24 protein-coding genes are annotated in these 24,719 nt (G+C 58.6%); 16 read left to right on the top strand and 8 right to left on the bottom strand.

Annotation, left to right across the window (positions count from 1 at the left end; all coding sequences use genetic code 11):
* Positions 1-90 precede the first annotated feature (90 nt).
* The 4 genes from BLW10_RS02240 to BLW10_RS02225 form a co-directional block, all read right to left on the bottom strand.
* On the bottom strand, positions 91-321 hold the full coding sequence (locus BLW10_RS02240; protein ID WP_091332028.1) for a hypothetical protein: 231 nt from the start codon (positions 319-321) through the stop codon (positions 91-93).
* Positions 318-839, bottom strand: coding sequence for an ATPase (locus BLW10_RS02235; RefSeq protein WP_091332026.1), 522 nt, complete (start codon positions 837-839; stop codon positions 318-320). Before BLW10_RS02235 ends, BLW10_RS02240 begins: the two co-directional genes overlap by 4 nt.
* Before the next feature lie 2 nt (positions 840-841).
* On the bottom strand, positions 842-2,467 hold the full coding sequence (locus BLW10_RS02230; RefSeq protein WP_091332024.1) for a site-specific DNA-methyltransferase: 1,626 nt from the start codon (positions 2,465-2,467) through the stop codon (positions 842-844).
* A 99-nt stretch (positions 2,468-2,566) separates the two neighbouring features.
* Positions 2,567-3,892, bottom strand: coding sequence for a TRZ/ATZ family hydrolase (locus BLW10_RS02225; RefSeq protein WP_091332023.1), 1,326 nt, complete (start codon positions 3,890-3,892; stop codon positions 2,567-2,569).
* Positions 3,893-3,965: 73 nt separating this feature from the next.
* Here BLW10_RS02225 and mtnA point away from each other — a divergent pair, with 73 nt between their 5' ends.
* From mtnA to BLW10_RS02145, 16 genes are all read left to right on the top strand, one after another.
* Positions 3,966-5,021 (top strand): S-methyl-5-thioribose-1-phosphate isomerase, encoded by a 1,056-nt coding sequence (gene mtnA, locus BLW10_RS02220; RefSeq protein WP_091332022.1) that lies wholly within the window; start codon positions 3,966-3,968, stop codon positions 5,019-5,021.
* Positions 5,022-5,051: 30 nt separating this feature from the next.
* Complete coding sequence (locus tag BLW10_RS02215) at positions 5,052-6,134, top strand: EAL domain-containing protein (RefSeq protein WP_091332020.1); 1,083 nt, start codon at positions 5,052-5,054, stop codon at positions 6,132-6,134.
* Between the two features lie 27 nt (positions 6,135-6,161).
* On the top strand, positions 6,162-8,093 hold the full coding sequence (mutL, locus tag BLW10_RS02210) for a DNA mismatch repair endonuclease MutL (RefSeq protein ID WP_091332018.1): 1,932 nt from the start codon (positions 6,162-6,164) through the stop codon (positions 8,091-8,093).
* A gap of 79 nt (positions 8,094-8,172) precedes the next feature.
* Positions 8,173-9,120: a tRNA (adenosine(37)-N6)-dimethylallyltransferase MiaA gene (gene miaA / locus BLW10_RS02205; RefSeq protein ID WP_091332062.1), complete on the top strand. Its 948-nt coding sequence runs from the start codon at positions 8,173-8,175 to the stop codon at positions 9,118-9,120.
* A gap of 77 nt (positions 9,121-9,197) precedes the next feature.
* Positions 9,198-9,449, top strand: coding sequence for an RNA chaperone Hfq (gene hfq / locus BLW10_RS02200; protein ID WP_091332064.1), 252 nt, complete (start codon positions 9,198-9,200; stop codon positions 9,447-9,449).
* 71 nt (positions 9,450-9,520) lie between these two features.
* Entirely contained in the window at positions 9,521-10,798 is a 1,278-nt protein-coding gene (gene hflX / locus BLW10_RS02195) for a ribosome rescue GTPase HflX (protein ID WP_091332061.1), read from the top strand.
* Between the two features lie 65 nt (positions 10,799-10,863).
* Positions 10,864-12,036 carry an FtsH protease activity modulator HflK gene (gene hflK / locus BLW10_RS02190; RefSeq protein WP_091332016.1) on the top strand — a complete coding sequence of 391 codons (1,173 nt, stop codon included), beginning with the start codon at positions 10,864-10,866 and terminating at the stop codon, positions 12,034-12,036.
* Positions 12,036-12,932: a protease modulator HflC gene (gene hflC / locus BLW10_RS02185; protein ID WP_091332014.1), complete on the top strand. Its 897-nt coding sequence runs from the start codon at positions 12,036-12,038 to the stop codon at positions 12,930-12,932. Before hflK ends, hflC begins: the two co-directional genes overlap by 1 nt.
* Positions 12,933-13,094: 162 nt before the next feature.
* On the top strand, positions 13,095-13,277 hold the full coding sequence (locus BLW10_RS02180; RefSeq protein ID WP_091332012.1) for a DUF2065 domain-containing protein: 183 nt from the start codon (positions 13,095-13,097) through the stop codon (positions 13,275-13,277).
* A gap of 28 nt (positions 13,278-13,305) precedes the next feature.
* Positions 13,306-14,511, top strand: a complete 1,206-nt coding sequence (locus BLW10_RS02175; protein WP_177168962.1) for an ATP phosphoribosyltransferase regulatory subunit — start codon at positions 13,306-13,308, stop codon at positions 14,509-14,511.
* A 77-nt stretch (positions 14,512-14,588) separates the two neighbouring features.
* Positions 14,589-15,884, top strand: coding sequence for an adenylosuccinate synthase (locus BLW10_RS02170; RefSeq protein ID WP_091332010.1), 1,296 nt, complete (start codon positions 14,589-14,591; stop codon positions 15,882-15,884).
* Positions 15,885-16,012: 128 nt separating this feature from the next.
* Positions 16,013-18,430 carry a DUF2868 domain-containing protein gene (locus BLW10_RS02165; protein WP_091332009.1) on the top strand — a complete coding sequence of 806 codons (2,418 nt, stop codon included), beginning with the start codon at positions 16,013-16,015 and terminating at the stop codon, positions 18,428-18,430.
* Complete coding sequence (locus BLW10_RS02160; RefSeq protein WP_091332007.1) at positions 18,430-19,869, top strand: GTPase/DUF3482 domain-containing protein; 1,440 nt, start codon at positions 18,430-18,432, stop codon at positions 19,867-19,869. The genes BLW10_RS02165 and BLW10_RS02160 overlap by 1 nt, the downstream gene beginning before the upstream one ends.
* A 2-nt stretch (positions 19,870-19,871) precedes the next feature.
* Positions 19,872-21,167 (top strand): adenosylmethionine--8-amino-7-oxononanoate transaminase, encoded by a 1,296-nt coding sequence (bioA, locus tag BLW10_RS02155; RefSeq protein ID WP_091332006.1) that lies wholly within the window; start codon positions 19,872-19,874, stop codon positions 21,165-21,167.
* Positions 21,085-22,134, top strand: coding sequence for a hypothetical protein (locus tag BLW10_RS02150; RefSeq protein ID WP_143116990.1), 1,050 nt, complete (start codon positions 21,085-21,087; stop codon positions 22,132-22,134). Before bioA ends, BLW10_RS02150 begins: the two co-directional genes overlap by 83 nt.
* 53 nt (positions 22,135-22,187) lie before the next feature.
* Positions 22,188-22,811 carry a hypothetical protein gene (locus tag BLW10_RS02145; RefSeq protein ID WP_091332003.1) on the top strand — a complete coding sequence of 208 codons (624 nt, stop codon included), beginning with the start codon at positions 22,188-22,190 and terminating at the stop codon, positions 22,809-22,811.
* Positions 22,812-22,938: 127 nt separating this feature from the next.
* Here BLW10_RS02145 and BLW10_RS02140 read toward each other — a convergent pair whose 3' ends face one another.
* From BLW10_RS02140 to BLW10_RS02125, 4 genes are all read right to left on the bottom strand, one after another.
* Positions 22,939-23,262: a DMT family transporter gene (locus BLW10_RS02140; RefSeq protein ID WP_091332001.1), complete on the bottom strand. Its 324-nt coding sequence runs from the start codon at positions 23,260-23,262 to the stop codon at positions 22,939-22,941.
* On the bottom strand, positions 23,262-23,693 hold the full coding sequence (locus BLW10_RS02135) for a hypothetical protein (protein WP_091332000.1): 432 nt from the start codon (positions 23,691-23,693) through the stop codon (positions 23,262-23,264). Before BLW10_RS02135 ends, BLW10_RS02140 begins: the two co-directional genes overlap by 1 nt.
* Positions 23,694-23,755: 62 nt before the next feature.
* Positions 23,756-23,941 carry a hypothetical protein gene (locus BLW10_RS02130; RefSeq protein WP_091331998.1) on the bottom strand — a complete coding sequence of 62 codons (186 nt, stop codon included), beginning with the start codon at positions 23,939-23,941 and terminating at the stop codon, positions 23,756-23,758.
* Between the two features lie 104 nt (positions 23,942-24,045).
* Positions 24,046-24,717: a Bax inhibitor-1/YccA family protein gene (locus BLW10_RS02125; RefSeq protein WP_091331996.1), complete on the bottom strand. Its 672-nt coding sequence runs from the start codon at positions 24,715-24,717 to the stop codon at positions 24,046-24,048.
* Between the last annotated feature and the right edge of the window lie 2 nt (positions 24,718-24,719).

Below are 24,719 nucleotides of genomic sequence, written 5' to 3'. Positions count from 1 at the left end.
CTTAAAAACGATGCCTTCGCGTGTGATGTATGATGCGCCGATCAGCAGGTCGGATTGATAGATTTTGGGCGCGAAGGTGGTCATAGCGCGTCAATTTGAATCAATTTGATCATGTTTAGACGTTATGACTGGGACGCTACTTCGATTATTGAAAGCATTAGGTTGAATATGCTCGATCTTTCCATCACGGCTCACTACAATCGCCGTGCCAGTTTGTGCTGCTAATTCTCGCGCACGTTGAGCGGCACGTTGCAAAGCAGGCCAAGAGCCGCGTAAATCTGCGTTTAATGCTTGCTCTAACGGTTTGGTATTTTTTTTCACTTTTCACTCCAATCTAATAACTGTGGTAACTCTGTCGAGTTATCGTAGAGTGCCCACGCATCGACAGCCGGCGCATAGTAATGCGTAAAATTTTCAAGACCCGATAAGAAACGCCGACGTATAACCGATTCGGGAATTGCGTGGCCACCTTGTTTGACACGCTGCACAACTCGGGCAACAGCTTCATCAGCCGTATTCAGTTTTAGAAAAATCAATTTAACTCGATAGCCAGCTTTTTGCCAATCACGAATGTGTCGCAGGTAGCCGCGACCAGAGAGTGTTGTTTCAAAAGCAAAATTTTGGCGACTCATACAGTATCTTTTTAGCTCATTTAACATGAGTCTACCAGCGTGAACAGAGACAGTATCTGGTGCAAATGGGGCAATACCAGCCGCAATTAAATCCGCATTGACAAAATTTGGGCAATCAGCCTCATTGAGCAAAAATTCACGAGCGAATGTTGTTTTACCCGCACCATTCGGGCCAGCAATTATAATAACGCGCTGGTCATCGCTCATACTCAAATCTCCAGCGCATAAGGTGTTTGCTTAAAAACAATGCCTTCGCGTGCAATGTATGATGCGCCGATTTGATTGGCGGCGGCATAAATCACTTTAGGGCCGTGATGCGGCGGCAGAGCATCGAGAACGGCAGTGGTGAGGACGTTGCCGCCGATTTCCGAACGGTCTTTGAGGATGCCGTTATAAAGCAGATAAATAGCGCGACCGGCGTGAATGCCGAGTAATGGGCTGTCGGCTTGGCCGTTGTAGCCGCTGCCGGTTTCGGCAAACCAGACAAATTCGGCGAGTTGGGCGAAGGTGACATCGGCGCGAATTTCGCCTGTGGCGTCGAATAGCGGTTGAGCGGAGAGGCGGCAGAATTGGAAGCCGCCGCCGAGTCCGGCAATCGCTGTGCCTTTGGTATTGGTGTAACCAGTGGCGATGCGGCGCACCCGTTCGGCGGTGACGGTGCGGGCGATGGTGTCATCCATTTCAACCAGAATAAAACGGCGATTGCCGCCGTCCTCGGCGTTTTGCTTGAGAACGGCGTGGGCGGTGGTGCCGCTGCCCGCGAAGCTGTCGAGGATGAGCGAATCCTTGTCGGTGGCGATTTGGAGGATGCGCTGGATCAGCAGCGTCGGCTTGGGGGTGGCGAAGTCGGACACCGAGGGAATGTCATGCAGTACCTCCCTGAGTTCCTTGCGCGAGCCGTCGGTGTGTCCCGCGAACTCATGCAGCCAGAGGGTTTGAGGGACGACGCCATCATTGCGTAAAGCGTTTTTATAACGCTTGTAGGCCGGTACCTTGCCTGTGCCGTCCTTACCCCAGTAAATCAAATTCTCCGCGATATTTTGCTCGTGTCTTTCCTTGGAGTAGCGCCAGACGGCAGTGCGTTTCGGCCAGATTTCCTCGCCCGTATTTGGGTTGAGGACGGGATAGTAGAGGTTGGGGCGCTCTTCGGCGGTTTTGTTGCACGTATAGTTGTCGGGGCGAAAAATGCCTTTTTCGTCTTCGTACCGATACTGACGGTCTTTTTCGTCACCACGCGGCAGCAAGTTGCGCGTCCAGGCCGGTGAACGCTGATAGACCATCAGAAAATCGTGCATGGGTGCAATGGTCTTGTGGTCATTGGCGACAGCGTATTTCTTTTGCCAGACGACAGTCGCCACAAAGTTTTGCGCGCCAAAAATCTCATCCATCAATAACCGCAATGTCGCAACTTCGTTATCATCAATCGAAACAAAAATTGCACCATCCTCGCGCAAGAACTGCTTGAGCAGCATCAAACGCGGATACATCATGCACAGCCAGCGGTCGTGACGGTCGAGCGTCTCCCCCTCGCGCCCCACCACCTCACCGAGCCAACGGCGAATCTCCGAACTATTCACATTATCGTTGTAGATCCATCCCTCATTTCCCGTGTTATAGGGCGGGTCGATATAAATACACTTCACCTGACCCGCATAACGCGGCAACAACGCCTTGAGCGCGTGCAAATTATCACCCTGCACCAGCAAATTACCGCTCCCCGCTCCCGTCAGCGGATCAATGCACGATAACTCCGGCACCGGTTCCAATAACCGAAATGGCACATCTCGATGATGCGTCAGCACCGCATCTTTACCAATCCACGTTAAACTCGGCATCGTTCGATCCTAAATCACACACAGTATCATTCATTGGGTTTTAGGGTCACGAAGCGCAAGCGTCGCGACCAAAATACAACCGCATCATGCCTGTAACATTTATTCTCTCACGCTCGCGGCACCAATTCGCGCCGCCCACACCTGCGCCTCGGCTAAGATTTCTGGAACGCGCATGGTGGTTGCTACACCATCACGAATGACCTGCTGACCGCGAATCCACACCTGCCGTACTTGATGGCGTCCGGCGGCATAGACTAATTGCGATACCGGATGATAGAGCGGTTGCGTGTGCGGATCGCGTAAATCAAGCGCAACTAAATCGGCGGATTTACCTAATTCAATTGAGCCGATTTCATCGGCTAATCCTAAAGCGCGTGCGCCATTGATGGTGGCCATCCGTAATGCGTCCGCTGCCGGGACGACTGAAGCCGATCCAGCGATCCCTTTCGCCAAGAGCGCGGCAGTGCGCATTTCGCCGAGTAAATTGAGATCATTATTACTAGCCGCGCCATCGGTGCCCAGCGCAACATTGACGCCCGCGTCGAATAATTTGGCAACCGGACAAAACCCGCTGGCTAATTTGAGATTAGATTCGGGGCAATGCACGACAATTGCGCCCATTTCGGCTAATCGCGCAATCTCAGCATCGCTTAATTGCGTCATGTGGACAGCGGCCAGCAGTGGATTGATTAAACCCAGCCGATCTAAACGCGCAAACGGGCGCTCATCATGGGCGCGGAGCGCGTTATTGATTTCATCCGCTGTTTCATGGAGATGAATATGAATCGGCACCTGTAAGGCCGTCGCTAATTCAGCAACCCGTTGTAATGGTGCATCCGAGACGGAATAGGGCGCGTGTGGTGCCCACGCGAGCTGAATGAGCGGATGATGCTGATAGTGTTCATATAACGCCAAACCTTTAGCAAAATACTCATCCGCTGAAGCGGCATAACCGGTCGGAAAATCCACCACAATCATCCCAATCACGGCCCGCATACCGGCCTCAGCCGTAACCTGCGCGGTTATTTCAGGATGAAAATACATATCGTTGTAACAGGTGACACCGCCGCGCAACATTTCCAGCACCGCCAACCGTGTGCCATCGGCAACGAATTGGGTATCAACCCAGCGTTGTTCCGTCGGCCAAATGTGTTCATGGAGCCAGGTCATCAGCGGCAAATCATCCGCCAGCCCGCGTAGCAGCGACATCGCGGCATGGGTGTGGGCGTTGACTAACCCCGGAATGAGTACATGTCCGGGCAGTTCGACCGTCTGCGCGGCCTGAAACGTGCGCCGTGCGTCGTCATAGGGCAGGATCGCCTGAATCCGCCCATCGGTCACGGCAACGGCATGATCGGTTAGTTGGCGATTGTCAGCATCAACGGTCAATATCCACTCGGCATGGATGAGCAAATCGGCGTGCATGATGGGATTCCTTTGGTCTCGGTGGCGAAATGCGGGACAATAGCACGCAACATGCCACACGGAGCCGCTACCGATGCACACCACCCCCCCCACCACCCCGACCCCCGATGATGCCGCGCTCTGGTATGACGGACGGCTCTATTTGGCCGATCAGCGCATCCTGCCCGAACGCGCTGAGTTTTTGAGCTATGACCGCGCCGCCGAGGTCGCCACCGCGATTCGCGATATGGTGGTGCGCGGTGCGCCCGCGATTGGCGTCACCGCAGCCTATGGCGTGGCGCTGGCCGGACGTGAAGCCTATGCCAGCGCCGGTGCGAACTGGAAGCAGGCGATTGAGGCGGATTTAGCGCGGCTGGCGGCCTCGCGCCCGACGGCGGTGAATTTATTTTGGGCAATCCGGCGGATGCGTGATCTGATCGCCCAGCTCGACACCAGCGATCCCAGTGCCGCGCTGCTTGCTGAAGCACTGGCGATCCACGATGCCGACCGCGCTGCCAATCGCCGCATCGGTGATCTGGGCGCAGACTTGATCGCCGCGCCGACCGAGATCATCACCCATTGCAACGCTGGCGCACTGGCCACCGGCGGCTATGGCACGGCGCTCGGCGTGGTGCGCAGTGCCTATGCGGCCGGCAAAATTCAGCAAGTGTATGCCGATGAAACCCGCCCGTGGATGCAGGGCGCACGGCTCACGGCTTGGGAGCTAATGCAGGATGGCATTCCGGTCACGCTCCAAGCCGACTGCGCGGTGGCGAGCTTGATGGCAACGGGACGCATCGGCTGGGTGATTGTCGGCGCGGATCGCATCGCCGCGAATGGCGACACCGCCAATAAAATCGGCACCTATGGATTAGCGGTTATGGCGCACTATCACGGCATCAAAGTGATGGTCGCCGCGCCAACTTCGACCATTGATATGACGCTGGCAAGCGGCGCGGAAATTCCGATTGAAGAGCGCGACCCCGATGAATTACTCGGCTGCGGTGGACGACGCCTTGCCCCGCTCGGCTGCGTAGCGCGTAATCCCGTGTTCGATGTCACGCCCGCCGGATTGATTGATGCCATTGTCACCGAACGCGGCGTCGTGCTTAATCCAACGACCGAGAAGCTCTTAATACTGATGAAATAACCGGCGCTTGGCGCTTGAGGAGTTACAGCTATGGCCTGTGCACGTTGTCAAACTGTTCCACTGAGCGTATCAGCACGCGGCACGCTGCTACTCACGGGCGCGGTGCGCGAATTGATCGACATTCTAATTCGCTTTCTCGAAGTCGAGAAACTGGAATTTGAGGTGGCGGGGCTAGAAGTGCGCGTGCCTGATGCGAATTTATTTGAATTTCTGCAACGGGTGCGCATCGCAAATGCGTTTAATACGCTCGAACGGCGGGGCATTGCGGCGCTATTACTTGAACCGGGTGAAGTGCTGAATTTTCATGCCTTCACCCGCGCCCGCACGCTTGAACAATGGTTAGGCTTAGTCGATGCCAGTGGATTGATTGATATTCTGGAAGCCAAGCGGTTTATTTCATGGTTTCAGCCAATTCTATCGGCAAGCAACGGGACAGTGATTGGGTATGAAGCTTTATTGCGCGGTCAGCGACCAGACGGCAGTCTGATGTTTCCGGGTGAGATCTTTACGCTGGCCAATGAAAACGACTTGTTATTTCAAGTGGATCGTCAGGCGCGTGAATCAGCCTTGCACTGTGCGGCAGCAGCCGGGATTAGCGGACAATTATTTATTAATTTCGTCCCAACTGCGATTTATGATCCTGTGCACTGCTTGCAAAGTACCGTCGGTTGGGCGCGTAAATTGGGATTTGATCCCGGGCGCTTGATATTCGAAGTCGTCGAAACGGAACAAGTCGGCGATTTTGAGCATTTAAAACATATTCTGGATTTTTATCGTCAAGCAGGGTATCGCATCGCACTGGATGATGTCGGCAGCGGTTATGCATCCTTAAATCTGCTGGCAACATTAAAGCCAGATATTATCAAGATTGATATGGAAATTGTGCGCGGCATTGACACCGACCAACACCGGCAAGCGATCTTTCGCGCATTAGTTGATATGGCGCGTGAATTTGGTATTGAGGTTTTAGCTGAAGGCATTGAAACCGCCGATGAATTAGCCTATGTCGTCAGCGAAGGCGCTGATTTATTGCAAGGGTATCTCTTTGCACGTCCGGCAGCTCAACCGACTGAAGTGTGTGTTGAGTTTCCAGTTTGGTTGAATAGCGATTAGTTATTGGTGTTATAGCCGCTGCTTGGCATGTCTAAACCAATCCGCATTCTCTCCGATCATTTAGTCAATCAAATCGCCGCCGGTGAGGTCGTCGAGCGTCCGGCGTCGGTTGTCAAAGAATTGATCGAAAACAGCTTAGATGCCGGTTGCAGCCGTCTGGAGATTGACGTTGAGCAAGGCGGTATTAAGCGGCTGCGGGTGCGCGATGATGGCGGCGGTATTCCACGCGAGCAATTGGCGCTGGCGCTGGCGCGACACGCAACCAGTAAGCTCGCGGAGCTGGCCGATTTGGAAGTGGTCGGGACGCTCGGCTTTCGCGGCGAAGCACTGCCGAGTATTGCGTCAGTGAGCCGTTTGACGCTGACTTCGCGGCAGCATGCGGATGCGCAGGATGTTCAAGATGCCAGCGATGCCGCATGGGAAGTCGCCGTGGCGCTTGATGGGCACGTCGATGGGCCACGACCGGCGGCGCATCCGGTCGGCACCAGTGTCGAGGTGCGCGATCTGTTTTTTAATATTCCGGCGCGGCGCAAGTTTCTGCGCACCGAGAAAACTGAGTTTGAGCATGTCGAACAAGTGGTGCGGCGCTTGGCGCTGGCACGTCCTGATGTAGCGGTTGAATTGCGGCACAATGGGCGCGTGATCCACCAGTTAGCAGCAGCGGACGGGCAACCCGAAGCGGTGTGGGCGCGGCTGGATCGCTTGCTCGGAGCGGGATTTGCCGAACAGTCGCTCGAACTCGATGCCTCGGCGGTCGCGTTGCACCTACATGGCTGGGTGCGGCGTCCGGCCTTTGCCCGCAGTCAGCCGGATCAGCAGTTTTTGTATGTCAACGGTCGGCTGATTCGGGATCGACTGATTAGTCATGCGATTCGCCAAGCGTTTAGCGATGTGCTGCATCACACGCGGCATCCGAGTTATGTCTTGTTTTTGGAACTGCCGCTGCATCTAGTTGATGTCAATGTGCATCCGGCCAAGCATGAAGTGCGGTTTCGTGAGTCGCGGCAGGTTCATGATTTCATCCAGAACGCGATCCAGCGGCGTTTGGCGCAAGGTGTGTTGGGTCAAGTTGGTCAGAATAATCAGATTGGTCAGAGTGGTCAGATCGCCGCAGCGGACGCAAGCGACATCAGCGACACCACAGCGCCAGCCGAAACAGCCGACCGCGCCGAGATTCCGCGCCAGCCGGAACCGACGCGCACTGTGCATCGCGCACCGCCGCAGTTGGGTGTGCGCGAAGAACGGCGCGTTTATCAAGCGGCGCTGGCGCTTCAGCGTCCGACGGCTGTTGCCATCACGCCGACGCAAGTCGATGCAGATATCGAAACTCAGCCGGAGATCGACGCCGCTGCCGTCGCAGCGGATGAAACACCTGTCCCACCGCTCGGTTTCGCATTGGCGCAACTCAACGGCGTCTATGTGCTCGCTGAGTCAGCCGAGGGGCTGATTGTGGTCGATATCCACGCTGCGCATGAGCGCATCGGCTACGAGCGACTCAAACGCGCTTGGAGTGCTGGACGGATTGTGAGTCAACCGCTGCTGGTGCCGCAGAGTGTGCGTTTGGAGCCACGCGAAGCCGATCAACTCGACGCCCAGCGCGAGATATTGGCGCGGCTGGGGCTGGTGCTGGATCGGCTCGGCGTAGATCGGATGGTGGTGCGCGAAGTGCCGGCGCTATTGCGACAGGCAGATCTGGACGCATTGGTGCGCGATCTGCTCGCGGATCTAGCTGAACCGGGCGACAGCACGCGCCTTGAAGCGGCTATCGACAGCGTGTTAGCGACGCTGGCCTGTCATAGCGCGGTGCGGGCCAATCGCCGCCTGACGCTTGACGAAATGAACGCGCTGCTCCGCGATATGGAGCGCACCGAACGCATTGATCAATGCAATCATGGCCGCCCGACTTGGGTGCGGCTGGCTCATGCCGATTTGGATCGGTTGTTTTTGCGGGGGCGGTGAGTTATCAGCCGCCAGCCTTCAGCGTATTATCCTCTTTGCGTTCTGTGCGTCTTTGCGGTTCCAAATTCAATCACATCACATGCCTCAGCCTCCCGCACCCGATACCCGCCCCTGGGCGATTTTGCTCATGGGGCCGACCGCCTCGGGCAAAACCGATCTGGCGCTGCAACTGGTCGAGCGGCTGCCATGCGAGATCATCAGCGTCGATTCCGCGATGATTTATCGCGGGTTGGACATCGGCACCGCCAAGCCCAGCCGCGAGCTGCTGGCGCGGGTTCCGCATCGGCTGATTGATATTCTCGATCCGACCGAAGCCTATTCAACCGCCCGTTTTCGCGCCGATGCGCTCGCCGCCATGCACGATATTCACGCACGCGGACGCATCCCGCTGCTGGTTGGCGGCACCATGCTCTATTTTCGCGCCCTGCAACAGGGATTAGCTGCGCTCCCGAGCGCCGATGCCGAACTCCGCGCCGCGCTCGATGCCGAAGCCGAGCGCCTCGGCTGGCCCGCGCTCCATGCACGTTTAGCTGAACTCGACCCGCTGGCCGCCGCCCGTATTCATCCCAACGACCCACAGCGCATCCAGCGGGCGCTTGAAGTTCATGCACTCAGCGGCCAGGCAATGAGCGCACTCATCGACGCCGCCGCGCACGAGACGCTTCCGTTTCGTCTGCTGAAACTCGCCCGCGCTCCAGCAGACCGCACCGTGCTGCACGAGCGCATCGCCGAGCGTTTTCAGGCAATGCTGGAACTTGGTTTCGTCGCCGAGGTCTCCCAGCTCTGGGCGCGGGGCGACCTCACGCCCGATCTGCCGTCGATGCGCTGCGTCGGCTACCGCCAGGTCTTGAACTATCTGCACGGCGCAAGCACTTGGGAAGACATGGTGCAGCGCGGCATTATTGCCACCCGTCAGCTTGCCAAACGCCAACTCACTTGGCTGCGTGCCGAATCGGACTGTCACTGGCTCGACGCCACGCCCGATCCACTGACAACGGCGCTCAAGCTCAGTCGCGTGATGTGCTAACAGCCAATGAGCTGGAAGCTGAACGCTGGCGGCTGGACGCACGGCATCATTCACAACAACAACAAGGAGCCATCCTCATGTCCAAAGGACAGAGCCTACAAGACCCTTTTCTCAATGCACTCCGCAAAGAGCGCGTTCCCGTCTCGATCTTTTTGGTCAACGGCATCAAACTTCAGGGTCAGATCGAATCGTTCGATCAATTCGTCGTGCTGCTGAAAAACAACGTCAGTCAGATGATCTACAAGCACGCTATTTCGACCGTCGTGCCCGCCCGCAATGTCCGATTGCCGGCCAGTGACAGCGACATGATTGAGTCGGAGGCGCATTGAGCGCCACACCCGAAGCATTTGAAGCACCGGCGACGAGCGCCGACCGCCCCGTTGCCGTCGGCCCGTCGCTCGTGTTCGAGCGGCCCAAAGCGGGCGAACGGGCGGTGCTGGTTGATCTCGACATCGGACGCGGCCCAGCGCGTGAAGCCGATGAGCATGAAGAGTTCAGTTTGCTCGCTCAAGCGGCCGGCGCTGAAGTCGTCGGCACACTCGGCGGCTCGCGGGCCACACCAGATGCGCGGCTGTTTATCGGCTCCGGTAAGGCCGAGGAACTCAAGGCACTGGTGGCGGCTATGGCAGCGGAGTTGGTGATCTTTAATCATCCACTCAGCCCAGCGCAGGAACGCAATCTGGAGCGCCTGCTGGAATGTCGCGTGATCGACCGTTCAGGATTGATCCTCGACATCTTCGCGCAGCGGGCGCGGTCGTTTGAGGGCAAATTGCAAGTCGAACTCGCGCAGTTGAAGCATCTGTCAACACGACTGGTGCGCGGCTGGACGCACTTAGAACGGCAAAAAGGCGGCATCGGTCTGCGTGGCCCGGGCGAGACCCAGCTCGAAACCGACCGCCGCTTGCTGGCCACTCGCGTGGCGATGCTCGAACGCAAGCTCCAGCGCATCGAAGGGCAACGCGCTCAGGGGCGCAAAGCCCGCGCCAAAGCGGAATTGCCGGTCGTCTCACTGGTCGGCTATACCAATGCCGGCAAATCGACCCTATTCAATCAACTCACCGCCGCTGGCGTGCTGGAAGCCGATCAACTGTTCGCCACGCTCGACCCGACCTTGCGCCGCCTCGATCTCCCCAGCGGCAGTCATGTCCTGCTGGCCGATACCGTCGGTTTTGTCAGTCGCCTGCCGCATGAACTGGTGGCCGCGTTCCGTTCGACGTTGGAAGAAACGCGCAGCGCCAGCTTATTGCTGCATGTGATCGACGCGGCGGCGGTCAATCGCTCGCGCCTGATCGCCGATGTTGAAACCGTGCTCACCGAGATCGGCAGTCACGACCGGCCGCGATTGGAGGTATTGAATAAGATCGACCGGCTCGACGGCGAATCAGCGCGGCTCGAACGCGATGCTGATGGGCGGCCGGTGCGCGTCTGGGTGTCGGCGCGTACTGGCGCGGGCATGGCGCTGCTGCATCAGGCGTTGATTGAACTGACTGGCGGCGAACGGCTGATCGAGACCTTTAACTTAGCGCCGTCCGATGGCCAGCGGCGGGCGTGGCTCTATCGTCATGCGCGGGTGCTCGCCGATCAACCGCTTGATTCCGGCGGTTGGCAACTGCGCTGCGAGATCGCTCGCGTGGATCTGGAACGACTGCGGGCGCGTTTGCCGTCATTGGATAATTGAAGCGGCTCCCGTACAATCGGGGCCAGTAATTGATGATTTCATTCAGACAGAAAGGCGGAAATGCTATGGCCTGGAATGAACCAGGTGGCGGTCAACGTGACCCCTGGAGCGGCAACGGCGGCGGCGAACAAGGCCCGCCGGATCTCGACGAAGTGGTGCGCAAGCTCCAAGAGCGACTCAGCAGTCTCTTTGGCGGCAATCAGCCGCCCGGCGGCGCGGGTTCTTCCGGCGGACGCTCCGGCGGTGGCGGTCAACTCAGCACACGGTTGATCGGTGTCGGCATCGGCCTACTGATTGCCATCTGGCTGCTGACTGGATTTTATATCGTCGGGCCAGCCGAACGCGGCGTTGAAATGCGCTTTGGGCGCTACGCCGATACCACGATGCCCGGTCTGCATTGGCATGTGCCGGTGCCGATTGAATCCTTGGTCAAGGTCAATGTGGATGAAGTTTCGACCCTGACCCATCGCGCCGCGATGTTGACGCAGGACGAAAACATCGTCGAAGTTGAACTCACCGTCCAGTCGCGCATTCAGGATGCGGCGGATTATCTGTTCCAAGATCAAGACCCCGAACGCACGCTCAATGACGCAACTGTCACGGTGGCGCGGGTGGTGATCGGTCAAAGTAAGCTCGATTTCGTGATGACCGAAGGCCGTGGCGCGGTGGCTGTGACCATCAAAGAACGGATTCAAAATCTCATGGAACGCTATAAAACTGGCCTGATTGTCACCTCAGTCAACATGCAGCCAGCCAAGCCGCCGGAGCAAGTCAAGGCCGCGTTCGACGATGCGATCAAGGCGCGTGAGGACAAGGAACGGCTGGAAAATCAAGCCGAAGCCTACTCTAACGAAGTGTTGCCTAGCGCACGCGGTAACGCGGCGCGGATTCTCGCTGATGCCAAAGCCTATCGGGATCGCGTGATCGCCTCGGCTGAAGGTGAAGCGGCCCGCTTTTTAGCGGTGCTCACCGAGTACAGCAAAGCCCCCGATGTGACGCGGCAGCGGCTGTATCTGGAAACGATGGAAACTGTGCTCAGTCAAAACGGCAAAGTGGTGCTCGACGTGACCGAAGGGGCCAACAATCTGCTCTATCTCCCCATCGATCAGTTGATGAAACAAACCCAGACGCCGGCTGCACCAGCGGCCGCTCAACCCAGCTCCACTGGCCCGCTGGTGATGCCCGAACGGGTCGAGCCGCCACAGCGGACGGTTGATCGTGAGCGGAGGGTACGTTAATGGCACAGTCTAATCAGTCCAATCGGCTCAAAACTTGGCTGCCAGCGAGCTTGGCAGCGGCAGTGCTCTTCTTTTCAAGCTTTACCTTTGTGGTGCGCGAGTATGAAGTCGCGCTCAAGCTCCAATTTGGTGAAATCATCTCCGACACCTACGCGCCGGGGCTGCATCTCAAGCTCCCGTTGATTCATCAGATTCGCACTTTCGACCGGCGCTTGCAGACGCTAGATTCACAGCCAGAGCGGTTTTTGACGATTGAAAAGAAAGATGTGATCGTCGATTCCTACGCCAAGTGGCGGATTGCACAACCGGCTCAGTTCCTGCGTTCTACGGGTGGCAATAATGCGCGAACCAGTCGGCTGCTTTCTGAACGCATCAACACCAGTCTGCGCGATGAGTTCGGCAAGCGCACGATTCAAGAAGTGGTCTCAGATGATCGGCTGGCGCTGATGGAAGCCTTAACCAAAGATGTCAACGCCAATGCGGCTGATTTGGGCGTTGAGGTCGTCGATGTGCGGGTGAAAAAGATCGACTTGCCGCCCGAAGTGAGCGAATCGGTCTATCAACGGATGCGTGCCGAACGCGAGCGTGTCGCCCGCGATCTGCGGGCTAAGGGTGCGGAAGCTGCCGAGCGGATTCGTGCCGATGCGGATCGGCAACGCACGGTGATTATCGCTGAAGCATATAAAGAATCCGAAGAGATTCGCGGCGAAGGTGACGCGAAATCATCGGAAATCTACGCCCACGCCTTCACGCAGGATGCTGAGTTTTATGCCTTTTATCGCAGTCTTTCCGCCTATCGCACCAGCTTTGGGCCGGGCGGCAGTCTGATGGTGCTGGAACCGGACTCGGATTTCTTCCGCTTTTTCCGCGAAGCGAGCGGCCAGCCGCAGCCTTAACCGCTCATCCCCTCCCGCCTGTCCAGTGCCGGAAGCCCAGCAACGGACTTCCAGCATTGGACAAATCCCCCAACCTCTGACAGGATAACGCGCTTTGGCGTGCCTGACCGCCGTGCGGTTCGGGTGCTTCTCGATCACCTGTGCGGGATCCGTTGAACTATCGTGCATGACCTGCTCGTCGCCCTCTCGCTTGTGCTCATCATTGAGGGAATCTGGCCGTTCCTCAATCCGGCCAGCTTTCGGCGGCTGTTGGCGCTGATCGCGGACGAAAGCGAACGCGCCCTGCGGTTGACTGGCTTGGTCAGTATGATCCTGGGTCTCGGGCTGCTGTATCTGGTCAACTGAACTGCAACGCTGCCGATCCATTGCCATCATGTCGCCGATCAATGAGGAACGCTGGCTGCTGCCTGCCGGCATCGAAGAAGTCCTGCCACCCGAAGCGCGGATCGTCGAGGCGCTCCGCCGCGAGCTGCTCGATCTTTACGCCACCTGGGGCTATGAGCTAGTCATTCCGCCATTCATTGATTATCTGGATTCGCTCCTGACCGGCACCGGACAGGATCTCGATCTTCAGACCTTCAAACTCACCGATCAACTCACCGGGCGGCTGCTCGGGGTGCGAGCCGACATGACGCCACAGGTGGCGCGGATGGACGCTCATCATCTGCGCCGCGCTGCACCGACGCGCCTGTGTTATCTCGGCACGGTGCTGCATACGCGCCCGGATGGTTTCGCCGGTACGCGCAGTCCGTTACAGATCGGCGCTGAGATTTACGGTCACGCGGGCATCGAGAGCGACACCGAGATTCTGCGGTTGGTGCTCTTGACCCTGCGCACCGCTGGCATTGCCGAAACCTATCTGGATTTGGGGCATGTTGGCATCTATCGCGGGCTGGCGCGTCAAGCCGGACTCGACGCGACCCAAGAGCACGCGCTGTTCGATGCGCTCCAGCGCAAAGCCATTCCTGAGATCGAAGCCTTAGTCGCGGATTTTGGACTGAGCGGCGCACCAGCGGCGATGCTGGTGGCGCTGGCGGAATTAAACGGCAGTGATGCGCTAGAACGGGCCGCGCCAGTGCTCGCGGCGGCGGATCAACCGGTACGCGAGGCACTGGACTATCTGCGCCGTTTGGCCGACGCACTCAATCATGATCTGCCCGAAGTGTCGATTCATTACGATCTCGCCGAATTGCGCGGCTATCACTACAAAACCGGCGTCGTGTTCGCGGCCTTCGTCCCCGGCTGGGGGCTAGAAGTCGCACGCGGCGGACGCTATGACGACATCGGGCGGGTGTTTGGTCGGGCACGTCCGGCAGTCGGTTTTAGCACCGATATCAAGGGCTTACTCCAGCACAGTCAGGGCTTAGACGCCCGCTATCAGCAGCCCGGAGCGATTCTCGCGCCCGCGTCGCCCGATCCAGCTCTACACGCAATGATAGAAACCCTGCGGGCAACGGGACGGCGCGTACTTCAAGCACTGCCCGGCGCAGCATGCGACCCGCATGAACTCGGCTGTGTCGAGCAGTTAGTCGCTGATGCTGGGCAGTGGGTCGTGCGCCCGTTGGCTGCCAGCGTCTAGCCTAGCAGCGACCCGCAAGCGTTGTGACACGCTCACACACACCAACCAACTTACTTTATTTCGTGGAAGCATGACAGATGGCCAGTAACGTCGTGGTGATTGGCACCCAATGGGGTGATGAAGGCAAAGGCAAGGTCGTTGACCTGCTGACCGACCGGGCCGCCGCCGTGGTGCGTTTTCAGGGCGGTCACAATGCCGGTCATACCCTGGTCATCGACGGCAAAAAGACCGTACTGCATCTGGTACCGTCGGGCATTCTCCGCGAAAACGTCAAGTGTTTAATCGGCAACGGCGTCGTGCTCTCGCCGACGGCGCTGTTTGAAGAACTCGATATGCTGGAATGCGCCGGCATCCCCGCCACCGAGCGGCTCGGCATCAGCGCCGCCTGTCCGTTGATTTTGCCGTATCACATCGCGCTCGATCAGGCCCGCGAGCTAAAACGCGGCGCGAAAGCCATCGGCACCACCGGACGCGGCATCGGCCCAGCTTACGAAGATAAAACCTCGCGGCGCGGTATCCGCTTAGGCGAATTGCTCGATGCGCGGCACTTCGCCGAGCGGCTGCGCGAAGTGCTGGATTATCACAACTTCGCGCTCGTCCATTACTACAACACGGACGCAGTAGACGAACAGGCGGTGCTCGATGATGCACTGATTCAGGCCGAACGGCTGCGGCCGCTGGTCGTCGATGTGCCCGGATTGCTGCACGCGCTCCGCGCTCAGGGTCAGGATATTTTGTTCGAGGGCGCACAGGGCGCACTGCTCGACATCGATCATGGCACCTATCCCTATGTCACCTCTTCGACGACGACAGCGGGCGGCGCGGCGAGTGGTAGCGGGGTCGGGCCGCGTGATCTCGATTATGTGCTCGGCATTGTCAAAGCCTACACCACGCGAGTGGGGGCCGGGCCGTTCCCGACCGAACTGCATGATGCAGTCGGCGAGCGCCTCGGCGAGCGCGGCAATGAGTTCGGCGCGACGACTGGCCGCAAGCGGCGCTGTGGCTGGCTCGACATGGTGGCGCTCAAGCGGTCGTTTGCGATCAACAGCGTCACCGGCATTTGTATCACCAAGCTCGACGTGCTCGACGGGCTCGACACGATCAAGATTTGCACCAGCTATCAGCTTGACGGTCAGGACGTTGACGCACCGCCGGTCGGCGCGGATGCCTTCGAGCGCTGCCAGCCGCGTTACATCGAGTGCCCGGGCTGGAGTGAATCGACCTTCGGGGTCAAAACGCTCGACGCGCTGCCGACCAACGCCCGCCGCTATCTGGAGACCATCGAACAGTTGAGCGGCCTGCCGATTGATCTGATTTCGACTGGCCCGGATCGCGTCGAAACGCTGATCCGCCGTCATCCCTTCGACGTGTAAACGCGATACCCCCCTTTCGAGGTCAGGCCGCTGAATTGAACGCCTGCCTGTGGGATCATGCGCGTTTTCGGGCCGCTTCCGCGCCAGCGGTGGCGGCATTTCGCTGCCGACAACGATAAGCACAGGCCATGGATCCACGACACGCCACAGACGACTTGCGCCCCGCTGCGGGCGCACCCGCCCAGGTCGCGGACTGGACGGCCGCCGATCTGATTGATTTAGAGTATTACCTTGACGCCGACGAGCAGGCATTGCGCGAGCGTCCAGCGGCGCGGAAAGCCTTAGCTGAACGCGATCGCACGCTCTATCTGGAGCGCATCGAATCGGCACTCGGCACGGCCGCGCCCCATAGTCCCGCGCATCGGCGGCTGAGTTTGCGTTTATGGCTGAAGGCGCGACGTGCTGACGAAGATCCCACGCTCAAACCGCTGTTACCCGGCGCTGCCTTTGCCCAAGCGCAACGCTTGAGCCTGTGGCTGATGGCGCTGCTGGGCTTACTGGTCGGCATCAGCTTGAGCGCAACCCTGCTGGATTACGACGGGCATCTGCCCATCAGTGTGCCTTGGTTCGTGTTTCTGCTGGTGGTGATGCAATTTGCGCTGTCCGTTGGCGTGATTGTGACTTGGCTCAGACGAGCGATGCGGCAGCGTCAGGCTGGGGTGGAAGAATCTTGGTTATTAAGCCAAGTAATTCAACCGGCGCTCGAACGGATCGCCCATTGGCTGCAAGAACAGCATCTAGCTCGCTCGCCGCAAGAACTGCGTGAACGGGCATTGGCCACGCGAGGGCTGATGCGGGCACAGTTTAGCGTCTATGGGCCGCTGTCGATTCTGGCGCTGTTGATTCCGCTGCAAGTGTTCGGAGTGGCGTTCAATCTCGGCGTGATTCTCACGACGATTACGCTTGAATGGTTCACGGATATTGCGTTCGGCTGGGGCACTTCGCTCGCGGCGCATCCGCAGACGATTTATGACCTCGTGCGCCTGATTGCCGCGCCCTGGAGTTGGCTGTTTGGCGAAGGCGCGGGCTATCCGACGCTGGCGCAGATCGAAGGCTCGCGGGTGTATCTGGAACAGTGGGCGGTGATCGGGACGGGATTTAAGCCCAATCCTGAGCATTTGCGCTCGTGGCGCTGGTTTTTGGTGTTGGCGGTGTTCACCTATGGTCTGTTGCCACGACTGGCGCTGCTGGTGGCGTCGCTGATTGCGCAGCGGCTGACGCTCAAGCATCTGACGTTTACGCATGGACGATTGCAGGCGCTGTATGTGCGGCTGCTCACGCCGCATCTTGACACGCATGTTGGCGAGACTGGGCAGGGGCCGGAGATGCACATTCCGGTAGAGATTGCGCCGGGGAAGGCGCCTCAAAAGCGCGATGCGGTGCCGCCGGTGAGTCACCGCCCGTGGCGCGATGAGTTGGCGAATCGTGGCAAGCCGGTGGCGGTTGCTGCTCCAGTGGTGACGGTGACACCAAGCGTTGAGCCGAACGTTGTAGAACCGCCGCCGGAGGTTCAAGAACAAGAACAAGAAGTCATTTCTAGTGACGAAGCGCCAGCTTCGTCACCGACTGCGGTTGAGATCGAACCAGAGGTTCAGTCAGAGCCGGAGCCGGAACCGCCGCTTGTGGTCACGATGCCGGAGCTTCGTGACCAGATAATCACCTCTAGTGAAGAACAAGAAGTCATTTCTAGTGACGAAGCTTTAGCTTCGTCACCGACTGCGGTTGAGATCGAACCAGAGGTTCAGTCAGAGCCGGAGCCAGAACCGCCGCGTGAAATCACGCAGCCGGAGCTTTGTGACCAGATAGCGGCTCAAGCAATCATTGCTGATGACGAAGCGTTAGCTTCGTCAGTCTCTGCGGTTGAGATCGAACCAGCGCCTAAGCTAGAGCCGGAGCCAGAATCGGAACCCGAACCGCCGCTTGAAATCGCGCAGCCGGAGCTTTGTGACCAGATAGAGATTCAAGCAATTATTGCTGATGACGAAGCGCCAGCTTTGTCAGCATCTGCGGTTGAGATTGAACCAGAGCCAGCGCCAGCGCCAGAACCCGCGCCGCTCCCCACCCGCTCAGACAACGCGACCGAATACCGCCCGGACACCTGCCTACTGCTGCTGCATGTCGATATCGACGACGTGCTCGAACCTGAAGATCGCCCACGACTCGCCGACCTGCTGCGCACGCTCAGCGGCTGGAACATCGGCGCACAAGCGACCTTCGGCGCAGGTAGCCAAATGACCGCCCGCGCACTGGCCCTGATCGAGGCTGGACACTGGCACGCCCCACCCGCTCGCCTCGCAGTGATTCAGGACGGCTCACAACCGCCGATCACCGAAAATCTGGTCTTTTTGCGCCAACTCCGCGCCGCCGCTGGCACGCAAGCACCGATTTTGCTGGCGCTCGTCGGCGATCCCGATGACGACGACCGCCTGCCTCCGCTGCGTGCCTTCGATTATCGCGATTGGCAGACCAAAATTGACCAAATGGCCGATCCCTACCTGCGGCTGGAAATGCTGACCCCGCCCACTGCGAACGGAGAAGATGACTGATGGCGGTGAAGATTCCACGTTTAGCGATCATGGGACACCCGAACGCGGGCAAGTCCTCGGTGGTCGCGACCCTGACCGAAAACGACCGCATCGCCATCGACAAGCGTGCCGGTACCACCACGAAATCCGATTTTTATCCGGTGGTGATCGACGGCCAGACGGTTATTGAGTTCATCGACACACCTGGCTTTCAGAATCCGAACGCGATTCTCGAATGGTTTCAGGCCCACGAGGACAAGACCGCCGATCTCGCGCACGCTTTTGTCGCCGCGCATCAATATGATCCACTCTATGCGCACGATATCGCGCTGCTCGAACCCGTCGCCGAGGGCGCGGGGATTATTCTGGTCGTTGATGGTTCAAAACGGATCAAAGAAAAAGATCGCGTCGAAATCGAACTCTTGCGCCTCACCGCCCGCCCGCGCATGGCGATTCTGAACAATCTGAGCAAACAAGATCGCTACATGGATCAATGGCGCGATGCGCTGAGCAAAGCGTTCAACTCGGTGCGTGAGTTCAACGCCCATCGCGCTACCTATGACGAGCGCATCAAGCTGTTGAGCGCCCTCAAAACCATCGATCAACGCTGGGAACCGATGGTCGGGCAGGCGATTGATGCCTTTGCGGGCGACTGGGAGCGGCGCACCGATCAGGCCGTGAGCACCATTCTCGATCTGCTGAAACAAGCCCTGAGCTACAAAGTGTCGAAAACGGTCAAGAGCGGTCAGGTGATCTTTCAGAGTGGCCGCGACCGCGTAAAAGCCGAACTCAGTGCCGAATTTGAGGACGGCTTGCGGCGGCTCGAAGTGGTCGCGCAAGAACACATCCGCGCCAATTTTCGCCATAACGTCTGGAATGTGCCGCCGGATTCGGTCTTGAGCCAAGATTTGCTCTCGGAAGATGTCGGGCAGGCGCTCGGTCTCTCGCGGCGACAACTGGCGCTCGTCGGCGCGGGTGTCGGCGCAGCCTCGGGCGTGACGCTCGATCTGGCCACCGCCGGCCATTCACTCGGCACCGGAATGCTGCTTGGTGCCGCTGCTGGTGGCGTGCTGGGGATGATGGGCGGCAAGGCGCTGGCCAAATTCGACATCGAACGCGCACCCAATACCCAGTTGTACACCATCGGCCCAGTGTCCAATCAGCGTTTTCCGTTCGTGTTGCTCGACCGGATTGTGCTCTACAGTGCGCGGGCGATGAACTGGGCACACGGGCGACAAGCCGCCGATGAAGATGACCCGAATCGCGTGCCGGATCGTGATATTCGTCCCAAAGGGTTTACTGAAGCATTAAGCACGGCCGATCAACGCGCACTCGGGCGCTTTTTTAATGATGCACGACGCGGCAAAGCCTCCGAACACGAAGCGGCCTGCCGCGCCATCATCAAGGGCATTCTGCGCGGCGTGTCATTAAACGAAATCGACAGTCGGTGCGATCTGTGAGGATGGACAGCGCGACCCTGCTGGCCATTGACCGCGCACACGCTTGGCATCCTTACACCGCGCCGCTCGACCGCGATCCGGTTTATCCGGTGCGGGCGGCGCGGGGCTGTGAGCTGGAATTGTGCGATGGGCGGGTGCTGATCGACGGCATGGCCTCATGGTGGTGCGCGATTCATGGTTATAACCATCCGGTTTTAAATCAGGCCGCCCGCGCCCAGCTTGACCAGATGGCGCATGTCATGTTCGGCGGTCTGACGCATGAACCAGCGATGCGGCTGGTGCGCACGCTGGTTGAACTGACGCCGGAGCCATTGCAGCACGTTTTTCTCTGCGATTCGGGATCGGTCGCGGTCGAGGTCGCCATTAAAATGGCGCTGCAATTCTGGATTGCTGCCGGACGACCGGAGCGCCATCGCCTGCTGACCATCCGTTCGGGCTATCACGGCGATACTTTTAATGCGATGTCGGTGTGCGATCCAGTCACCGGAATGCACCAGCTTTTTAACCGCGTGTTGCCGCAACAGGTGTTCGCACCTGCGCCAAGCTGTCGCTTTGGTGAAGCCTGCGCCGAGGCGGACATCGCGCCCGTTGCTGAATTACTCGCACGTCATCGGCATGAATTGGCCGCCGTGATTCTCGAACCCATCGTGCAGGGCGCGGGCGGGATGCGCTTTTATAGCGCGGATTATCTGCGGCAGGTGCGCGAACTGTGCGATCAGTACGATGTGCTGTTGATCGCCGATGAAATCGCCACCGGCTTTGGGCGCACCGGGCGGCTGTTTGCCTGTGAACATGCCGGCATTGCGCCAGATATTTTGACTCTCGGCAAGGCGCTGACCGGCGGCTATGTCACGCTTGCGGCAACGCTGGCCAGTCAGCGTGTCGCGCACGGGATTGCCTCGGGCGCACCTGGGATGTTCATGCACGGCCCGACCTTTATGGGCAATCCGCTGGCCTGCGCGATTGCCAATGCCAGCATTGAACTGCTGTTGGCGCACGATTGGGCCGCGAATATCCAGCGGCTCGAACATGGTTTAAACACGGGACTGGCGCCCGCTCGCACGCTGGCGGGCGTGGCTGAGGTGCGCGTATTGGGTGGAATTGGCGTGGTTGAGCTGGAACAGCCGGTGCCGATGCGCGAGATTCAGCGCCAACTGGTCGAGCGCGGCGTCTGGGTGCGACCATTCGGACGCTTGGTGTATTTGATGCCGCCCTATGTCATCACCGATGCGCAACTGGCGCACCTGTGCGCGGCAGTGGTGGCGGTGCTCGGCGAGCAGGTTGAGCAAGCTGAGTAATCGGGATTTTGCGCGGCCTGCCCTGTATGATGCGTGGCTTTCGACAGATTGGCTTGAGTGCATGACTGGCGTTTTTTGTCTTGATTTTCCACGCTGCGCAGGCGTGCTGTGTTCGGTGCTGCTCGGGCTGGCGCTGACTGGCTGTGCAACTGCGCCGCCGGTCGTGGAGCAACCGCCCGTGTCCCGACCGCCCGGAAGTGCAGTCGCGGCACCGCTGCTCCCGACTTCGCGCCAGCCTGATGCCCAGCCGCCTTCTGAGCAAGCCGCCGACCCATTCGCGGCTGAGGATGCGGGCGCAGGCTACGGGATGCTCTATTTTCCGTCAGCCGGACAGAGTGTGCAGCTTGTGACCGACATCGCGCTCAATCGGCTCTATGAGGACGCCTTGCCCGGCTATGGCCTGTACACATTTGTGCTGCTCGGTGCTGGATTTGAGCGGGCCAGCGGTGCGGCGCTCACCCGTCACAGTGAACTGTTTCGGATGATCGAGACCTATGTCGCCACGCCAAGTGAAACACCTGAAACCAGCGCCGCGCCCAGTGCTGAAGCGCATGTCTTTGTGATCCCGATTCGCGCCGGACGCGCCCCGAATGCGCCGCTGATGGATTTGGTGGCGGTCGATCTGTCCAATCTGATGCGCCGTCAACTCGGTGAGCTGCTGCGCCAGCGCGGGCAGGCGCGGGTTGCAACCCAGATCGAGCGCGGCGCGGGGCCATTTTTGATCGCCGGACTGGAACCGAGTTTGCTGCCGCTGACCGCCGATGCACCGCGTTTAGTCGCCGATTTGTCCACGCTGGGGTCGGAGCATGTGTACAGCTTGGTCGATGCCTATGATCGTGACATCCCGCTCGAGCTGAGCGGGCGACCGGACAGTCTGGCGGCACTGCGCCAGCGGTTGCTTGATCTGGCAGCGCAGTTACGCCCAGCGCCAGCGAAGCCCGCGCCGCGCTGGATTGTGTTGATCTGATCGAATCTGAATGCCGAATTTGCATTTTTAACCTGACTGAACGCTCAAGAGCGATACACATTATGCCCTTTGGTCTCGGAAGTTTTATCCGTTTTCTCATCGGGATCGTGCTGCTGCAAGGGGTCACGGTTCTGTTGATTTATACCGCGTACCAGACCGATTGGATGACAACCTGGCCGTTATTTGCGCTATTAGGTGGGGCGATTGCGGTGATGGTGGCGCTGTGGTTTAACACCATCGTTTCAGCGGATCGACAGCGCGTGGTGTCGCGAGTCAGTGAGCGGCATTCTAAAGAACGCGAAAAAATCCGCGTTCGCGCCGAACAACAGCGCGTCAAGGCGACCCGCGAGGCGGCGAATCTGGCTGCGAAGGTCAAAAAACGTGCTTCGGCTGGGTTGAGTCTCAAAACCGGCTTAGTCGTCGGCGGCACCTTTGGTATCGGTGTAGCGATGATGCTGGCGCAGTTTATGACGCTGGGATTAGCGACGCTGGCCGGTGCCGGTGGTGCGGCGCTGGGCTATACGGTGCGGGCGCGGCAGGAAAAAGCGATTGCGGCTAAACGGCTTGCGGCGGAAGAGCGAGCGTTGCGGGTGATTGCGGTCGATGAGGAACTGCCGGTGTTGCCGCGTCGCAAGGCGAAAAATACTGATGATGAAGCGGTTGCCGATTCGGTTTAGCTGATTTTTAGACAGGATTAACAGGATGTTTCAGGATTGACAGGATTTTTAAGATCTTGTTTTTAAAATCATTTTTAATCCTGTTCATCCTGAAACATCCTGTTAATCCTGTCTAAATTCTCAATCCTCAATCCGACGCCAGCTTCAATCCCACAATCCCCACCACAATCAAGCTCACAAAAAACATGCGGGCGAGTGTGGCCGGTTCGCCAAACACTAAAATCCCCAGCACGAAGGTGCCGACCGCACCGATCCCCGTCCAAACCGCGTAAGCCGTCCCAATCGGGAGCGTTTTTTGCGCGATCAACAGCAGTACGCCGCTGGCCGTCATACAGAACACGGCGAACAGAATCCAGCCCCAATGCAGGCCGTTGTCAGTGACGCCGAGCTTGAGTCCGACCGGCCAGCCCCATTCAAACAGTCCGGCGATGAACAGATACAGCCATGCCATCAGGGTTGTGCTGGGTTAGCTGATTCAGGCGCTGGCGTTTTTGGCTTCAGCGGCGGGACGGCAGCACAGCGGGCGAGGCATTCTTGATGCTGCACACGGCACAGGCGCATGTCCTCACCTAAGCAAGCAGTCGGCTTGGGGCAAAGCGGATTAGTCGTGGTGTTGCATGGCGTGCGGTCGTTCTGGAGGCGCGTGACCTGTTCTTGACATAACTGCTCGCGCAGGCGTTGCCGCTCTTCGCATTGTGTTTTGGCCGTGTCGCAATTGGCTACGCACGGATTGGCGGGTGTTTCAGTGTTGACCGCAGCAGGTGCGGATGCGTCAGGCGTCGTTGATGTCGGTGCATCAGATTTGAGCGGCGCGAATTGACAGCCAACCAGCAAGAGCAGCGTCGTGGCCGTCAGGATCAAGCGGTGAGTGGTGATGGGCATGAGCGGCAAATCTCCCTGATAAACAAAGCGCGTTACTCTATCACAAGCACCGCGTATCGCTCTCACTGCACCGCCATCACCAACAACACGACAAATACCACCACCGCGCCCAACGGCAGCAGCGCCGCCGCCCAATCGCCGGACTGGGCTTTAGGGCCGTGTTCCTGCCAGTGTTTGTACACCGGCCAGAGCAAAAACAGCATCATGCCGAACAGAATCGCGGCGGTGATCTGTAAAAACAGTTCCATGCGGCACCTCGATGAGTGAACGTGAAACAAAAAACCCGGCGCGAAGCCGGGGCCGTTTTTTTAAGCATCACGCATCAAGTCAAGCATGATGCACGGACGTGAGATCAGTCGTCGCCGCCCATGATGCCGAGAATCTGCAACAGGCTGACGAAGATGTTGAAGATGCTCAGATACAGGCCGTAAGTGGCCATGATGTAGTTGGTCTCTTCACCGCGTGCGATGCGGCTGGTATCGAACAGGATAAAGCCGCTCATCAATAGAATGATGACCGACGAGATTGCCAGCGATAGCGCCGGAATGTGCAGGAAGATGTTGGCAATCACCGCCAGCATTACCACCATCATACCGGCGAAGATAAAGCCGCCGATGAAGCTGAAATCGCGCTTGCTCGACAGTGCATAGCCCGATAGCCCTAAAAAGATCGCCGCCGTGCCACCAAAAGCCAAACCTACGGTCTGCGGGCCGTTGGGTAGGGCGAGATAAACATCAAGAATAGAACCGAGTCCAAAACCCAGCAGACCGGTAATCGCAAAAATCACACCGATCCCAGTAGCAGAGTTCGCCGTGCGCGGTAGCACGAACATCCCCAGCACCATCGAGACAATTACTGAGGCCAGATACGCCCAGCTTGGCACGTCCAGCGCAAGCGACAGCATGGCGGTCAGGGCGCTGAAGCCGAGGGTGGCCGACAGCAGCAGATAGGTGTTTTTGAGTACCTTGTTAGCTGCGACTATGGATTCAGTCGTTTTAACAAAGGAAATACCCGGATTAGCCATGT

It is taken from the genome of Allochromatium warmingii, from assembly GCF_900107145.1.
Taxonomy (GTDB): Bacteria; Pseudomonadota; Gammaproteobacteria; order Chromatiales; family Chromatiaceae; genus Thermochromatium; species Thermochromatium warmingii.
Note: the sequence above shows the minus strand (reverse complement) of the source record. Positions and strands in the feature narration are given on the sequence as shown.

Coding starts and splice junctions, on each gene's coding strand:
- bioA (WP_091332006.1), top strand. CDS start 19,872: ATGGACAGCGCGACCCTGCTGGCCATTGACCGCGCACACGCTTGGCAT.
- BLW10_RS02160 (WP_091332007.1), top strand. CDS start 18,430: ATGGCGGTGAAGATTCCACGTTTAGCGATCATGGGACACCCGAACGCG.
- mtnA (WP_091332022.1), top strand. CDS start 3,966: ATGCACACCACCCCCCCCACCACCCCGACCCCCGATGATGCCGCGCTC.
- BLW10_RS02230 (WP_091332024.1), bottom strand. CDS start 2,467: ATGCCGAGTTTAACGTGGATTGGTAAAGATGCGGTGCTGACGCATCAT.
- BLW10_RS02140 (WP_091332001.1), bottom strand. CDS start 23,262: ATGGCATGGCTGTATCTGTTCATCGCCGGACTGTTTGAATGGGGCTGG.
- hflK (WP_091332016.1), top strand. CDS start 10,864: ATGGCCTGGAATGAACCAGGTGGCGGTCAACGTGACCCCTGGAGCGGC.
- mutL (WP_091332018.1), top strand. CDS start 6,162: ATGTCTAAACCAATCCGCATTCTCTCCGATCATTTAGTCAATCAAATC.
- BLW10_RS02130 (WP_091331998.1), bottom strand. CDS start 23,941: ATGGAACTGTTTTTACAGATCACCGCCGCGATTCTGTTCGGCATGATG.
- BLW10_RS02170 (WP_091332010.1), top strand. CDS start 14,589: ATGGCCAGTAACGTCGTGGTGATTGGCACCCAATGGGGTGATGAAGGC.
- BLW10_RS02135 (WP_091332000.1), bottom strand. CDS start 23,693: ATGCCCATCACCACTCACCGCTTGATCCTGACGGCCACGACGCTGCTC.
- BLW10_RS02215 (WP_091332020.1), top strand. CDS start 5,052: ATGGCCTGTGCACGTTGTCAAACTGTTCCACTGAGCGTATCAGCACGC.
- BLW10_RS02165 (WP_091332009.1), top strand. CDS start 16,013: ATGGATCCACGACACGCCACAGACGACTTGCGCCCCGCTGCGGGCGCA.
- miaA (WP_091332062.1), top strand. CDS start 8,173: ATGCCTCAGCCTCCCGCACCCGATACCCGCCCCTGGGCGATTTTGCTC.
- hfq (WP_091332064.1), top strand. CDS start 9,198: ATGTCCAAAGGACAGAGCCTACAAGACCCTTTTCTCAATGCACTCCGC.
- BLW10_RS02235 (WP_091332026.1), bottom strand. CDS start 839: ATGAGCGATGACCAGCGCGTTATTATAATTGCTGGCCCGAATGGTGCG.
- BLW10_RS02175 (WP_177168962.1), top strand. CDS start 13,306: ATGTCGCCGATCAATGAGGAACGCTGGCTGCTGCCTGCCGGCATCGAA.
- hflC (WP_091332014.1), top strand. CDS start 12,036: ATGGCACAGTCTAATCAGTCCAATCGGCTCAAAACTTGGCTGCCAGCG.
- BLW10_RS02125 (WP_091331996.1), bottom strand. CDS start 24,717: ATGGCTAATCCGGGTATTTCCTTTGTTAAAACGACTGAATCCATAGTC.
- BLW10_RS02225 (WP_091332023.1), bottom strand. CDS start 3,892: ATGCACGCCGATTTGCTCATCCATGCCGAGTGGATATTGACCGTTGAT.
- BLW10_RS02150 (WP_143116990.1), top strand. CDS start 21,085: ATGTCATCACCGATGCGCAACTGGCGCACCTGTGCGCGGCAGTGGTGG.